The 12,952-nt window shown below is 73.3% G+C and carries 15 protein-coding genes; 8 read left to right on the forward strand and 7 right to left on the reverse strand.

Annotated features, from left to right (window positions below; genetic code table 11):
- Positions 1-95: 95 nt before the first annotated feature.
- A complete protein-coding gene (locus tag AMK31_RS29125; protein ID WP_073943648.1) occupies positions 96-263 on the reverse strand; it encodes a gallidermin/nisin family lantibiotic in 168 nt (55 codons plus the stop codon).
- A gap of 229 nt (positions 264-492) precedes the next feature.
- On the opposite strand from AMK31_RS29125, the gene AMK31_RS29130 reads away from it, so the two are divergent.
- From AMK31_RS29130 to AMK31_RS29160, 7 genes are all read left to right on the forward strand, one after another.
- The gene (locus tag AMK31_RS29130) at positions 493-1,086 is read left to right on the forward strand and encodes an RNA polymerase sigma factor (RefSeq protein WP_241842748.1); all 594 of its coding nucleotides are present in this window, start codon (positions 493-495) and stop codon (positions 1,084-1,086) included.
- Positions 1,083-1,994, forward strand: coding sequence for an anti-sigma factor family protein (locus AMK31_RS29135; RefSeq protein ID WP_073943649.1), 912 nt, complete (start codon positions 1,083-1,085; stop codon positions 1,992-1,994). Before AMK31_RS29130 ends, AMK31_RS29135 begins: the two co-directional genes overlap by 4 nt.
- Positions 1,995-2,150: 156 nt before the next feature.
- The gene (locus tag AMK31_RS29140; RefSeq protein WP_073943650.1) at positions 2,151-2,783 is read left to right on the forward strand and encodes a hypothetical protein; all 633 of its coding nucleotides are present in this window, start codon (positions 2,151-2,153) and stop codon (positions 2,781-2,783) included.
- Positions 2,784-2,844: 61 nt separating this feature from the next.
- A complete protein-coding gene (locus AMK31_RS29145) occupies positions 2,845-3,636 on the forward strand; it encodes a hypothetical protein (protein WP_073943651.1) in 792 nt (263 codons plus the stop codon).
- 5 nt (positions 3,637-3,641) lie between these two features.
- Positions 3,642-4,562, forward strand: a complete 921-nt coding sequence (locus AMK31_RS29150) for an ATP-binding cassette domain-containing protein (protein WP_073943652.1) — start codon at positions 3,642-3,644, stop codon at positions 4,560-4,562.
- Between the two features lie 131 nt (positions 4,563-4,693).
- The gene (locus tag AMK31_RS29155; protein WP_241842749.1) at positions 4,694-5,056 is read left to right on the forward strand and encodes a DUF2511 domain-containing protein; all 363 of its coding nucleotides are present in this window, start codon (positions 4,694-4,696) and stop codon (positions 5,054-5,056) included.
- 113 nt (positions 5,057-5,169) lie between these two features.
- Positions 5,170-5,868: a helix-turn-helix transcriptional regulator gene (locus tag AMK31_RS29160; RefSeq protein WP_073943653.1), complete on the forward strand. Its 699-nt coding sequence runs from the start codon at positions 5,170-5,172 to the stop codon at positions 5,866-5,868.
- 69 nt (positions 5,869-5,937) lie between these two features.
- Here the strand turns inward: AMK31_RS29160 and AMK31_RS29165 are convergent, their stop codons facing one another.
- The 5 genes from AMK31_RS29165 to AMK31_RS29185 all read right to left on the reverse strand — a co-directional run bounded on the left by AMK31_RS29165 (position 5,938) and on the right by AMK31_RS29185 (position 8,833).
- Complete coding sequence (locus AMK31_RS29165; RefSeq protein ID WP_073943654.1) at positions 5,938-6,663, reverse strand: ABC transporter ATP-binding protein; 726 nt, start codon at positions 6,661-6,663, stop codon at positions 5,938-5,940.
- A gap of 1 nt (position 6,664) precedes the next feature.
- Positions 6,665-7,492: an ABC transporter permease gene (locus tag AMK31_RS29170; RefSeq protein WP_079186976.1), complete on the reverse strand. Its 828-nt coding sequence runs from the start codon at positions 7,490-7,492 to the stop codon at positions 6,665-6,667.
- Between the two features lie 64 nt (positions 7,493-7,556).
- Positions 7,557-7,928 carry a DUF4288 domain-containing protein gene (locus tag AMK31_RS29175; RefSeq protein ID WP_079186973.1) on the reverse strand — a complete coding sequence of 124 codons (372 nt, stop codon included), beginning with the start codon at positions 7,926-7,928 and terminating at the stop codon, positions 7,557-7,559.
- Between the two features lie 63 nt (positions 7,929-7,991).
- Positions 7,992-8,309, reverse strand: coding sequence for a hypothetical protein (locus tag AMK31_RS29180; protein ID WP_073943655.1), 318 nt, complete (start codon positions 8,307-8,309; stop codon positions 7,992-7,994).
- A 122-nt stretch (positions 8,310-8,431) separates the two neighbouring features.
- On the reverse strand, positions 8,432-8,833 hold the full coding sequence (locus tag AMK31_RS29185; protein ID WP_073943656.1) for a DUF5997 family protein: 402 nt from the start codon (positions 8,831-8,833) through the stop codon (positions 8,432-8,434).
- A 58-nt stretch (positions 8,834-8,891) separates the two neighbouring features.
- Between AMK31_RS29185 and AMK31_RS29190 the strand changes: the two genes are divergently transcribed.
- Positions 8,892-9,689: a LysR substrate-binding domain-containing protein gene (locus AMK31_RS29190; protein WP_073943657.1), complete on the forward strand. Its 798-nt coding sequence runs from the start codon at positions 8,892-8,894 to the stop codon at positions 9,687-9,689.
- Positions 9,690-9,920: 231 nt separating this feature from the next.
- On the opposite strand, the gene AMK31_RS29195 is transcribed toward AMK31_RS29190, so the two are convergent.
- Entirely contained in the window at positions 9,921-12,728 is a 2,808-nt protein-coding gene (locus tag AMK31_RS29195) for a beta-L-arabinofuranosidase domain-containing protein (protein ID WP_073943658.1), read from the reverse strand.
- Positions 12,729-12,952: the final 224 nt, after the last annotated feature.

Here is a 12,952-nt window from a genome sequence, read left to right on the forward strand (position 1 = left end):
GATGTCGATGTCGATGCCGTGTCGTTGTCGATGTCACCGGCGCCGTCCGGGGGCCGGCCGGGCTCCGGGGCCGGCCGGCCACCCGGACGGTGGGCTCAGCAGCAGTGGCTGCAGCCCGAACCGCCGCCGTCGCTGGTGCAGCCCGGCGTGCAGTAGGAGACGGACGTGATGGCCGGTCCCGCGACCGACTTCTCGACGCCGATCTCCAGGTCGAGGTCGAACAGGTCCGCGTCGTCGTACTGAGCGGGTCCGTGGGTGCCCATGTGAGGCTCCTTCGTTCGGGAGAGGCGGATGGATGCTCGGGTGGTGCTCGCTGGATCTCTCCGTGCAGCACGCAACCACGTGCGCCACGACGGGCTCAACGGCTTCCCGAAGGGCTGGCAGTAATGGCAGTGCAATGGCAGGGCGGAACGCAGTATTCGGCCGCCGGCGGCAGCCCGGTCCCGGGCCGGGGCCCGATTCGCTCGTAGGGGGGATCATCCGCGGGAGCGGATGAACCGCCGCCCCGCGGACGGCTACGTACGTCGTGTGTGTTCGGACGAAGCCCTGCTGACCGCGGCAGCCCACGGCGACCAGGCCGCCCTGCGGACCCTGTACGACAGGCACGCGGCCGCCATGCTGCGCCTGATCCGCAGACTCACCTCCGAGCCGGCGGTGGCGGAGGAGATCCTCCAGGAGGCCTGGCTCGCGGTGTGGCGGTCCGCGGCCGGGTTCCGGGGCGAGTCCTCCGTCCGCGGCTGGCTGCTGGGAGTGGCCCGGCGGCAGGCGCACAACCAGCTCCGCCGGGCGCGGCCGCAGCTCACCGACCTCGCCGAGGCCGAGCACGTACCGCACCCGGACCCCGGAGTGGAGGAACAGGTGATCCTGGCGGCCGAGCGGACCGAGCTGCGCGCGGCGGTCCGCGCCCTTCCCGAGCACCTGCGTGAAGTACTGGGCCTCGTCCTCGTGGACGAACTCGCCTACCCGGAGGTGGCCGCCGTGCTGGGCATCCCGGTGGGCACCGTCAAGAGCCGGATGTCCCACGCGCGCAGGCGGCTGGGCAGCATGCTCGCCGCCTCGCGGCTGGAAGGAACGGGACGACGATGAGAGAACACCTCGCCGAACACTCCGCCGGACACCTCGCCGACGAACAGCTGATTTGTTTGGTGCGCGGCACCCCCGCCGGACCCGGCCCACGGCACCACCTGGACGGCTGCCCCGGCTGCCGTGCCAGGCTGGCGGACTGGCGGGCCATCGGCCGCGCCACCCGCGACCTGGAGAGCGCACCCGACCTGGTCCCGCCCTCGTTCGACGCCCTCCTCGGCGCCCGTCTCACCGCGGACCCCGCGGACGCGCCCGCCGTGACCCCGGTCCGCCCCGTCACACCCGCCCGCCCACCGGTGCCATGGCGGCTGGCCTGGCAACTCGCCCGCACCGAGGCCGCCCTGCTGCCCCGGCTGTGGGCGCCCCTCAGCGCCCTCGGCCTGGTGGCGGCCGCGCTCGTGGCGCCGCTGCTGGGCGCCGAGCGGCTGGGGCAGCGGCTGTTCGGCGCCGCCTGCGTGCTGCTGGTCCTGCTCGCCTCCCTCGTCGTCGCCTCACCCCGCCGGGACCCGCGCCGGGAGCTGCACTTCGCGCTCCCCGTGTCACCCGGGACCGTGTTCCTCGCCCGGCTCGCCGTCGTCCTCGGCGCCGACCTGGCGCTGGCCGCGGTGTCCTCGGCGCTGGTCGGCGGGCCCGGGTGGTGGCCGGTGGTGACCGACTGGCTCGGCGAGGCGCTGCTCGCCTCGTCGCTCGCCCTGGCCCTCGCCGTGCGGGTGGCACCGGCCGCCGGAGCCGCCGCGGGCGGATCCCTGTGGCTGCTCGGCGTGCTGACGGGCCCCCAGGGCTTCCTGACCTCGCCCGTCGGCGCTGCCCTGGGACCCCTGCTGTCCACCACGCCGTGGACGGTGGCCGCCTCCGCGCTGCTGATCGCCTGGGCCACGACGGCGATGCGCGGTCACCCGTCCCGCACATGACGCCGCGGCCGACGGGACGCGCCGCGGCGCCCACGGAAGACCTCGTGAACCGTTCCGCGTCCCACCGCTACGTACCTGTCGTCCGCCGGCTCCTCGTCCGGGTACCCCCCGATCCGGCGAGGAGCCGGCGGCCTCACCGAGTCGCAGGGAGGAGCCATGACCACCGTGCCCTGGCGCTCATGGTGGGCGTACGAGGCCCGGCGCTGCGGCCGCGGCGCCCTGGTCCTGCCGCTGCTCGCCGCGCTCGCGGCCTGGGCGGCGATGGCCACCGGGCCGCACGGCGGCGGCCTGCTCGGCCGCGCCCTGCTCAGCACCGCGCTGCCCGCCGCCACCGCCCTGGCCTGCGGCTCAGTGATCGCCCGCGAGGCGATGACGGAACTGCATCTGACACTGCCCACCGACTACCCCCGCACCGTGCTGCGCCGGCTGTGCTGGCCCGCCGGGTCGACCGCCGTCGCCGCGGCGGCCCTGGTCGGCGCGCTCACCGCCGCGGACCGCGGCATCCGCCCCGCCGCGGTCCTCGTCGAACTGGCCGGCCTCACCGTGCTGCTGACCGGCTGCGCGCTCTGGTCCACCGCACGCGCGGGTTCCTCCGGCGCGGGAGCGGGCCTGGTCACCGCGGTCTGCCTGGCCAAACTGCTCCTCCTCGACCGGGTCGCCCCGCACGGCGCCCCGCAGGGCATCGCCGCGGCCCTGGCCGGCGTCGCGCTCACCGCCCGCGCCCTCCGCATCCTCACCGACGCCGAACGCTCCGGCGTTCTCACGCACGAGCGGGAGGAGGGCGGCTGATGGGGCGTACGCCGCCGAGCCGTGCCGTACCGGCACCGAACCACCGACCCTGGAGAGCCCCATGACCGCGCTGCTGTGGACCATCCGCTACGAGGCGCTGATGGCGGTCAGGCGGCGTGTCGTCTGGACCGCGGTGCTGCCGCTCGCCGCGCTGACCCTGCTGCTCGCGGTCACGTCTCCCGTGGTCACCGGACCGGCCGACCCGGCCGTCCGGGTCGGCGTCACCGCGGTCCTCGCCAACACCTTCTGCACCCTCGGACTGGCGCTCGCCCTCACCGACCGGCTGCGCCGCGGTGTGGAGGCGCGCGGCATGCCGGAGCTGCTGGCCGCCACCGCTGTCGGCCGGCTGCCCCGCGGCACCGGAGCCCTCCTGGGCCCGCTGCTCGCCGCACTCGGCCCCGTCGCCGCGCTGCTGCTGCTCTACGGGGCGGTCCTCTCGCTCGCCGAGACCAGCGGCAGACCCCTCACCGCCGCCCTGATCGCGCTCGGCACGGCCGTGCTGCCCGCCGCCCTGCTGGCCACCGCCTTCGCCGGGCTGCTCGGGCTGCTGATGCCGGTCGCCGCGGCCCGTGCCGTCGTCGTGGCGGTATGGCTGTGGGCGACCCACTTCCCGCCCCGCTTCTCACCGCTGCCCACCCCCACCGGCACGGTGTTCTCGCCGCTCGGCGGCTACCCCCTGGTCGCCTGGGCCGACGCCCCCCGCATCTGGGCGGCCCGCGGCGGCACCGGTCCGCTGCGCCCGGACGTCACCGGCACCTCCGCCCTGCTCAACCTCGCCCTCGTGCTGCTGACCGCCGCGCTCTGCCACGCCCTCGGCCACCTCGCCGCACGCCCCCGACGACACGGAGCCTGACCGCGATGAACATCACGACGGAGCGACTGACCAAGGTCCACCCAGGCGGCCGGCGCGCCCTGGACGGCGTCGACCTGCACATCGAGGGCGGCACCGTCGGCCTGCTCGGGGCGAACGGGGCCGGCAAGACCACACTGCTGCGCATCCTGACCGGCGTCCTGCGGCCCACCTCCGGCCGGGTCGTCGTCGCCGGCCACGACCTGGCCACCAGCGCGGGCCTGACCGCCGTCAAACGCACCCTGGGCTACCTCCCGCAGGAACTCTCCCTCTACCCGGACCTGACCGCCCGTGAGTTCCTGGACTACATCGCCGTCCTCAAGGAGATCCACGACCGGCGCGAGCGGCGGCGGCAGGTCGAGACCCGGCTCACCCAGGTCGGCCTGGAGGACCTGCGCCACGAGCGGCTCGGCGGCTTCTCCGGTGGCATGCGGCGACGGATCGGCATCGCGCAGGCCCTGCTCGGCGACCCGAGCGTGCTGATCGTGGACGAACCCACCGCCGGACTGGACCCCCACGAGCGGATGCGATTCCGCGCCCTGCTCGCCGCGCTCGGCGGTGACCGCACCGTGCTGCTCTCCACCCACATCCTCGACGACGTCGCACAGACCTGCCCCGAGGTCGCCGTCCTCACCGCGGGCCGGCTCGTCTTCCACGACAGCACCGCGGCCCTGGTCAGCCAGGCAGCCGGCTGCACCTATCTGCTGCCCGCCGGCACCCCCGCACCGCCGCCCGGAGCCGACGTGGTCAGCGCGGTCACCACCGCCGACGGACCCGAGTACCGGGTCGTCGCCTCCGCGCCACCGCCCGGAGCCCGGCCCGTCCAGCCCACCCTGGAGGACGGCTACGCGGCCCTCCTCAAGACCACCGGACCGTCCACCTCTTCCGACTCTTCCGATTCTTCCGAGAGCGAGGTAGCCAGCAGATGACGCAAGACCCCGGCTGTCCACCGTCCACACGGACCTCCGACAAGGCCCAGCCCGACCACACCCGAGGCCCCGACCACAGTCGAAGCCCCGACGGCACCCGCGGCACAGCACCGTCCGGCCCGCACGCCCTGGTGGGTGTCGCGCTGATCGTCTGCTGCCTCGTCACCGCCTGCGGCGGCAGCGGCCGTTCGGACCCGGCCACCACCGACCCGGAGCCACTGCCGAGCCCGACCTCCGCCACCCAGGAGATCAGTGAGAAGAACCTCGGCTACACCTGGCCGCTGACCGTCGACCACGGCACCGCCGAGTGCCGCGGGGACAACGAAGCCGTCTTCACGGCTCCCGACGGCACGACCTACGCGCTCAACGACCGGGCGCGCGACGCCGGATACCGCAGTATCGAGCCGTTGCGGGCCGCCGGGGACGACGGCGATCCGATCAGCCTCGGGTCGCTGCTGACCAAGACGCTCAAACTCTGCAAGGCCGCCGGCTGACCACCGCTGCCTTCAGCACCGCGCCGCAGCGTTCGAGGGCGGCGCGGTTCCTGCTACCACCTCGCCGGACCAGCCGTACGGTCCGGCGACGCGCACCACGGGGGATCGACGCTTTGCCGCAACTCATCGTCAACAGCCGTCTTCATGTCCTCGCCCACTACGGGCTGGAGGCACCCTGCTCCGCACCGGGGACACCGCTCAGTGCCCTGCTCGCGAGCCTCGACCGGGTCGACTTCGTCGACGACGTCCAGCTCGCCGCGCCCGGTGATCCCCGGCTGCCCGTGCTCATGCCGGTGTTCAGCGAACTCCAGGCCGACCGGCTGCGGGCGCTGCGCGTCCGGCATCCGGCGGCCCTGCTGGTCGCGGTCACCGACTGCGTCTCCGGGCATCTCACCTACCAGGCCATCCGGGCCGGGGCGAACTTCGCGTTCAACCTCGCCATCACCGACGAACGGCAGATCGATCTGCTGCTCGCCCAGTTCAGAGCCCACCGCCCGCCCGGGGCCCGGCGTTCCGAGACGCGGCTGTGTGCGCTGCCCGATGGCGCGTTATCCGCACCGGCCGCGGCCCACGCGTCCGTCGTGCCGGCCGGATACGACACCGACCTGCTGCGCATGCTCTGTTCCTCCGCGACGGTCTCGGAGATTGCCCGCCGCACCTACTGCTCGGAGCGCTCCATGTACCGCCGGATCCGCAAGCTGTACAACGCGTTCGGCGTCTCCGGCCGCAGCGCGCTGCTCGCCCGCGCGGCTGAGCTGGGACTGGTGGACGACGGAGGGGGGCCGGGAGCCCAGATCCGCAGGGCAGGCTGACGCCGGCGGGGGCGACCCTCCTGGGCCGCCCCCGCCGGGAAGGCCACCCCCGCCTGTCCCACCCACTCCTCAGCGGATTCCCGCGTCCGCCGTCTCCACCAGTCGGAAGAAGCCCGCTTCGACATCGCCGTCGACGGCGAGTCCGTCCACGGAGCCCTCATAACGGGTGCGGCCCGCGACGAGCACCTGGACGCGGTCGCAGACCTGGGCGACCTCGGCGAGCTGGTGGCTGGCGATGAGCACGGCGACCTGCTGCTCGGCGAGGGAGCGGATGATGCCGCGCATCTCGCGGATGCCGACCGGGTCCAGGCCGTTCGTCGGCTCGTCGAGGACGATCAGGCGGGGCCGGGCCAGCAGGGCGACCGCGATGCCCAGACGCCAGCGCATGCCGAGGGAGTACGTACGGACCCTGCGTTGCCGGGCCCCGGTCATGCCGACCAGCTCCAGCGCCGGGTCGATCCAGTCGAACGGCACCCCGCGCAGCCGGGCGTGGATGCGCAGCGTCTCGTCGGCGGTGAGCTGCGGCCACAGGCCGGGCACCTCGATCAGTGCCCCGACCTCGGCGAGGCTGTCGCGGCCCACGGGGCGGCCGAGGATCTCGATCGTGCCGGCCGTCGGCCGCTGGAGGCCGAGCAGGGCCTTCATCAGGGTGGTCTTGCCCGCGCCGTTCGGCCCGAGCAGGCCGTACACCTCACCGGTCCCGACCGTCAGGTCCACCCCGTCGAGGGCGCGGTGGGCGCCGTAGTGCTTGTGCAGATCACGGATGAGCAGGGCGGGCGTCTGGGCCTGGGCCATCTCAGATCTCCTTACGGATCATGTGGAGCCGGCCGACGAGGAGGAGGACGACGGTCAGGCCCGCGGCGAGCAGCAGCGCCACCGGGATCGCCCCGGGGTCGGTGACGGGACTGTCCTCCGGCAGCGGCACGCCGTTCGGCCCGATGCCCGCCAGGGGCAGCACCACCCGCATCGGCCACGCGAACGGCACCAGGTACCAGAACGCCTTGTCCGACACCAGCGCCCCGCACAGCAGCCCGGCCACGCCGACGCCGATGCTCGGGCCCATGCCCCACACCATCGCCACCAGCGTCGCCAGCGCCGTCATCGACAGACCGACCAGCCAGGGCAGATAGACCGCCGCGGCGACCGTGCCGAGGGCCGCCGGGAAGCGGCCGCTGAGCATGGCGCCGAACGCGAGCATGACCAGCAGGACGGAGGCGGAGACGAAGCCCAGCACGCCCAGCGCGGCGACCTTGCCCATGAAGTACCGGCCGCGCGGGACGCCGTAGGAGAACAGGAGCCGCCAGGCGTCCTGGTCCGCGCGGACGGAGAGTGCCGCGGCGAGCCCGGCCGTCATCGGGACCAGGACGCCCCAGAACTCCAGGGTGACGTTCCGGAACACCTCGAAGGTCTGGCCTGCCTTCGCCTCGGAGGAGCCGAGCGCGCCGAGGAACAGCGGAACGGTGATGATCACCGGGGCGAGCAGGTGGTACCAGGCGAGGAAGCCCCGGCGGAGCCGGGCCAGCTCCGTGCCGGTCACGGTGGCCAGGGAGGGGTTGTCCCGGACCGGCGCGGGGCGGTCGCGTCCCGCCCCGGCGGGGGCGGCGGCTGTCGTGTCGTGTCGCATGCCCGGTACGTAGCGGTACCCACCGGCCCGGTTCACGGCTCCCGGCGCACGACAGCCGCGCGGCCTACGCGGGCTCGCCGTCCCGCGGCAGCAGCGGTTCCACCCGGGCGTACGCCGCCCAGTCGCGGAAGTGCCGGGTGTACAGGTCGGCGTCCTTGGCGAGGTCGGTGTCCTCGGCCTCCTTGACGTCGACGACCGCCTTGAGCCGCCAGGTGACCGTCTGCCCGCGGTCGTTGAGGTAGCTGGTCTCCGCGTCCCGCGCCCGTCGTTCGACCCGCTCGCGCGCGGAGCGTTCGTCGGGCGCGTGCACCAGGACGAAGTTCTCCTGGTACAGGGGGCCCTCAGGGGAGCCCGCCTCGGCGGTGGTCGCCTCCATCACCACCAGGGCGACGAAGGGCAGGTCGGTCGGCTGGTCGATGCCGTGTCGCTCGGTCACGCTGGCTCCAGAGTGTCGCTTTGTCGCCTTGCTTGAGGTCGGCTGTGCCCGATGTCGCCTTGTCTACTTGTCGAAGCGGCGGTCGTTCAGCAGCTTCCAGGCCTTCACGTCGTCGCGGTCGCCCCGCAGCTTCCCGTCGTAGATCTGGCCGAGCGTGCGCGACAGGCGGTCACTGGGGAACTCGCGGCGGATCGAGCCCTTCTTACAGCGGGAGATGAACTTGGCGGCCACCTCGTCGAGATTGTCCCCCGCGCGGCAGCTGGGCGCGGCGGCCGCCACGACGTCGACGGCCGCCGGGACGGCGACGGCTTCGGGGACCAGCAGACCGCCGAGCGACAGGGTCAGCGCGGCGGAGACCAGGACACGGCGCAGTGCCTTCATCCGAATACTCCCATCGGAACGGGTCGTCACAGGACGGTTCCGAACCTTCCACCCCGGGCGTCGGCCCGGTGCGGATGACAGGGAGGTTGGCAGTGCGATGGCAGCCGGCTGTCAGGGGTGTGTCAGGCGCCCGCGTCACCCTGCTGCGCGCGCTCGGCGTCGCGCTGCTTCAGCCGGGCGGCTTCCTTGCGGACCTCGGCCTGGGTGGCGCGCTCCTTCTCCAGCCACTCGGGCCGGTCCTGCTTCAGCGCGTCGATCTGCTCGGTGGTCAGCGCCTCGGTGACCCCGCCGCGGGCCAGGCCGGCGATGGAGACGCCGAGCTTCGCCGCGACCACCGGGCGGGGGTGCGGGCCGTTGCGTCGCAGCTCCCGCAGCCACTCCGGCGGGTTGGCCTGGAGCTCGTTCAGCTCGGCGCGCGAGACGACACCCTCCTGGAACTCGGTGGGGGTGGCGGGGAGGTACACACCCAGCTTCTTCGCCGCGGTCGCGGGCTTCATCGTCTGGGTGCTCTGGTGCGACTTCATGCAGTCCAGACTATCGGCCGCGGCGGAGACGTCCGACCACAGCCGGTAACCTGGCGGGGTGACCGGCTCGGAAGACTCCCCCTCGTTCCGGCTCGCGTACGTGCCCGGGGTGATGCCCGCCAAGTGGGTCCGCATCTGGAACGAGCGCCAGCCCGACATCCCGCTGACCCTCCTCTCGGTCCCGGCCGCGGAGGCGTCCGACGTCTTGCGCGACGGTGCCGCCGACGCGGGCCTGGTCCGGCTGCCGGTGGACCGTACGGTCTTCAGCGCCATCCCCCTCTACACCGAGACGACGGTCGTCGTGGTCCCGAAGGACCACCTGATCACCGCCGCGGAGGAGGTCTCCACCGAGGACCTCGCGGACGACGTGGTCTGGCAGCCCCTGGACGACGTGCTGGAGTGGGAGCGGCTGCCCGGCAAGCCCGCGGTCGAGCGTCCCGCCACCACCGCCGACGCGATCGAGCTGGTGGCGGCGGGCGTGGGCGTCCTCGTCGTGCCGCAGTCGCTGGCCCGGCTGCACCACCGCCGTGACCTCACCTACCGGCCGCTCGTGGACGCCCCGCAGTCGAGCGTCGCCCTGTCCTGGCCGGAGGACGCCACCACCGACCTGGTCGAGGACTTCATCGGCATCGTGCGCGGCCGGACGGTCAACAGCACGAGGGGCCGGACGCGCCCCCAGTCCGAGCAGGCCGGGAAGACCGCGAAGACCGAGAAGGACGCGAAGAGCGGGAAGGGCCGGGCCGAGGCCGCGGCCCGCCGCAAGCCCCCGGCCGGCGCCCGTGCGGCCAAGGGCGGCGCCAAGGGTGCCCCCAAGGGCGGCGCGAAGGGCCGGGGCAAGCCGCGCCGCCGGTCCTAGGGGGTGTCTTGCCGATCATGCCGGGCTCGCGGCGTCTGGCACCGCGCCTCGCCGCGTTGTCGTCGGTCCCCGACTCCCCCAAGCTCTCGGCTCCGCTCGAGCAGGGGGGACCCCCATCGCGTCGACTCCCTCCTACGCCTTGCGATGCACGGCACCAGACGCCGCTCCCTGATCCGGCCTGATCGACGAGACACCCCCTAGGCGAACGGCGCGGCGCCCAAGGCCGGCAGCTCAGGAGACGTACGACGCCTTCCGCGCCGTAGCGACGATCTGCTCGCCGTCCGCCCCGCTCAGCAGCCCCGCCCCGACCCACGCCTTGACGGTGGTCCGCACCCGTGTGACCAGCGCGCCCTTGCCCGCGAACGGCGCCCCTGCCCAGATTTCGTCGAGCAGGGTCGTGCCGTCGGGCCTGGCCGGGTTGGCGACGCCGGAGTCCGTGCCGCCGAGGATCACGCGCGGCTCGGAGCGCCGGACATAGGCGTGCGTGGGGTCCTCGGTGCCTTCGAAGAACGGGGCGAACTCCGTGCCGTCGAGGGTGTGGTGGAGGGGCTTCCCGGCCACCGGAGTGAAGGTGGGCAGGAGGTCGCCGGAGAGCGCGGCGTTGCGGTACAGCCCGAACTCCAGGTAGTCCGTGGAAGAGCTGCGGGCGACCAGGTTGACCGGTCCGTAGAACAGGGTCTGGAGTGAGGGGTCGTCCGGGGCCTTCTCCACGCGCAGCCGGAAGGGGATGTTCATCCGGACCGTGTCGCCGCTGCGCCAGGTGCGCCGCACGGTGAAGTAGCCACCGGGAGTGGGGGTGCCGTCGACGGGGCGGCCGTTGACGGTGACGCGGAATCCGGCGGTCGCCCAGGACGGCACCCGCAGCTTCAGGGCGAACGCGCCGGTGCGGCCGCGTACGGTCAGCGTCGTGCCCTGTTCGCGCGGGTAGTCGGTGGTCTGCGTGACGGTGACGCCCCGTTCCGCCCAGGTGAGGGTGGTGGGGCTGTAGAGGTTGACGTAGAGGGCGCTGCCGTCGGCCTGCGCGAAGTACACCGAGTCCTGGTACTTGGTGGCGCTCTCCATGCCGGTGCCCTCGCAGCAGGTCGTGCCCTGCTTGGGCGTGTAGTCGCGGACATGGCCGGGGGTGAGCCCGATGAAGTAGGTGACGAGCGGCTTCTCGGCGTCCGGCTCGTCCTGCTTGGAGCCGAGGACCTGGTTGTAAAGGGCCCGCTCGTAGTAGTCCATGTACGCGGGGTCCTGCTCGTGGAAGAACAGGGTCCGGCTGAGCTTCAGCATGTTGTAGGCGCAGCAGGTCTCGGCGGTGGTGGCGCCGAGCGTGCCCGCGATGGCGTCCCGGGCCTTCCAGAACTCGCCGGTGCTGGTGCCGCCGATGCCGTACATGCGGTGCGGTACGACCATCCGCCAGAAGTTCTTCGCGGCGGTGAGGTAACGCTCCTCGCCGGTCGCGTCGTACAGCCTGACGTACCCGGTGAAGATCGGGATGTGCTGGTTGGCGTGCAGCCCGTCGAGGACGTCGGTGTCGGCGGCGCACGCGTCGATGAGCCGGTCGAGGTCGAACAGCTGGGCGAGTGCCAGGTGCTCGGGCTTGCCGGTGAGGGCGTGCAGGTCGATGATCGCCTCGACGATGCCGCCGAACTCGCCGCTGGAGAAGATGCCCCACATGCGCTGCAGGGTGGCGTCCGGCAGCCGGGAGAGCCGGGAGTGCATCCAGTCGCACAGGCCCGAGGCGAGGTCGAGTGCGCGTTCGTCGTCGGTGGCGAGGTGGGCGTCCAGCAGCCCGCGCAGGATCTTGTGCGCGGTGTAGTACGGCGCCCAGACCCTGGTGTAGTCGCCGCTGGTCATCGACTCCAGCTGGATGAACTGGGTCTCCGGGTACGCGGCGAGGAACCCGGGGTGGCTCGGCCCGCCCCAGGCACGGCGCAGGGTGGCGGTCAGCCTGCGGCCGGAGGTGTCGGCGAAGGCGGATCCGGCGGTCTCGTCGAAGGCGTACGACGCGAGGTCGCCGCGTCCGGCCGGGGCATCGGCGGCGCGGCTGCTCTGCAGGCCGGTGATCTCGGCGGCGGTCAGGGCGCGGGACCAGACGTCGAAGCCGCCGAAGGCGCCCGCGAAGACGGGGTCGGCGGGGAAGTGGGAGCGGCCGAGCCAGGCGTGGGCGGGGGTGCCGAGGCTCGCCGGGGTGAGCGTCATGGCGGTGTCGCGGGCGACGGCGGTGCCGTTGACGTAGAGCGTGCCGGTGCCGTCGGCGATGGTCACCGCGAGATGGCTCCACCGGTCCAGGGGGAGGGGAGCGGTGCCGTTCAGGCCCTGTTCGGCGCCGGGTCCGCCGGTGGTGAGGGCGAAGCGGGGGACGCCGTCGGCGTTGCGGGCGGTCAGATACAGGTAGCGGGTGGTGTCGTCGCCGACGTCGAAGACCCGGGCCCACGTGCTGTCGTGGCTGGGTCTGGCCCAGGCCGCGAGGGTGATCGCCGGGCTCGCGGCGAGGGTGGTGGGCGGTAGGTCGACGTACTGGTAGGAGCCCCGTACCTGCTCCGCCGCCGTGCCGAACCTGCCGTCCGTGGACAGGACGACCGGGTCCCGGCGCAGTGCCTCGCGGACCTCGGTGAGGGCGCCCACCATGGTGCGGATCCTCTCCGCGTACACCTGGTCGCCGGTGCTCGCGAAGGCCTGGGACAGCATGGTGAGGAAGTGCCCGGTGTAGTGGCCGCGCAGATTGCCGTTGGCCTCGCCGTCCAGGCCCTCCCAGCCGCCGGGGGCGACGGCGCCGCCGGTGGGGAGGCCGGCGTTGGCGCGGAAGACCTGGAGCAGCCGGTTCACGTCGTAACCGCGCGCGTGGTCCAGCATCAGCTGCCGCTTCACGGCGAAGAGGCCGTCGCCGAGCGTGACGTCCTTGAGGCGGAACGGGCGCAGGGTCCAGGCGTCCGGCGCGGGGAGGTCGGCGGCGGAGGCCGGGACCGTCGCCGCGGCGGTCGCCAGGCCGGGGGTCGCCGCGGCGAGGACCGTGGTGCGGAGAAGGGCTCGGCGGGAGAGGGGCGGTGCCATGTGCTGCTCCTCTGCGGAGTGATTCGGCTGTGTGGTCCGACTCATGGAATGAAGTTGTTCGAGATCTCGAACGTCGTACGAATGGTCGACCAGAAGGTAGAGGTGGTGCGGGAGCGCGTCAACGGTCCCGGCCGATTCGGCCGGGACAGGTGGGGTCGCGGAGCTGGAACTAGGGGGTGTCTCGTCGATCAGGCCGGATCAGGGAGCGGCGTCTGGTGCCGTGC

The organism is Streptomyces sp. TSRI0107 (genome assembly GCF_001905845.1).
Lineage (GTDB): Bacteria > Actinomycetota > Actinomycetes > Streptomycetales > Streptomycetaceae > Streptomyces.

Bases quoted from the DNA above. Each gene is read 5' to 3' on its own strand.
- AMK31_RS29170 (WP_079186976.1), bottom strand. From the start codon at position 7,492: ATGCGACACGACACGACAGCCGCCGCCCCCGCCGGGGCGGGACGCGAC.
- AMK31_RS29135 (WP_073943649.1), top strand. From the start codon at position 1,083: ATGAGAGAACACCTCGCCGAACACTCCGCCGGACACCTCGCCGACGAA.
- AMK31_RS29150 (WP_073943652.1), top strand. From the start codon at position 3,642: ATGAACATCACGACGGAGCGACTGACCAAGGTCCACCCAGGCGGCCGG.
- AMK31_RS29130 (WP_241842748.1), top strand. From the start codon at position 493: ATGAACCGCCGCCCCGCGGACGGCTACGTACGTCGTGTGTGTTCGGAC.
- AMK31_RS29125 (WP_073943648.1), bottom strand. From the start codon at position 263: ATGGGCACCCACGGACCCGCTCAGTACGACGACGCGGACCTGTTCGAC.
- AMK31_RS29145 (WP_073943651.1), top strand. From the start codon at position 2,845: ATGACCGCGCTGCTGTGGACCATCCGCTACGAGGCGCTGATGGCGGTC.
- AMK31_RS29185 (WP_073943656.1), bottom strand. From the start codon at position 8,833: ATGAAGTCGCACCAGAGCACCCAGACGATGAAGCCCGCGACCGCGGCG.
- AMK31_RS29180 (WP_073943655.1), bottom strand. From the start codon at position 8,309: ATGAAGGCACTGCGCCGTGTCCTGGTCTCCGCCGCGCTGACCCTGTCG.
- AMK31_RS29165 (WP_073943654.1), bottom strand. From the start codon at position 6,663: ATGGCCCAGGCCCAGACGCCCGCCCTGCTCATCCGTGATCTGCACAAG.
- AMK31_RS29195 (WP_073943658.1), bottom strand. From the start codon at position 12,728: ATGGCACCGCCCCTCTCCCGCCGAGCCCTTCTCCGCACCACGGTCCTC.
- AMK31_RS29140 (WP_073943650.1), top strand. From the start codon at position 2,151: ATGACCACCGTGCCCTGGCGCTCATGGTGGGCGTACGAGGCCCGGCGC.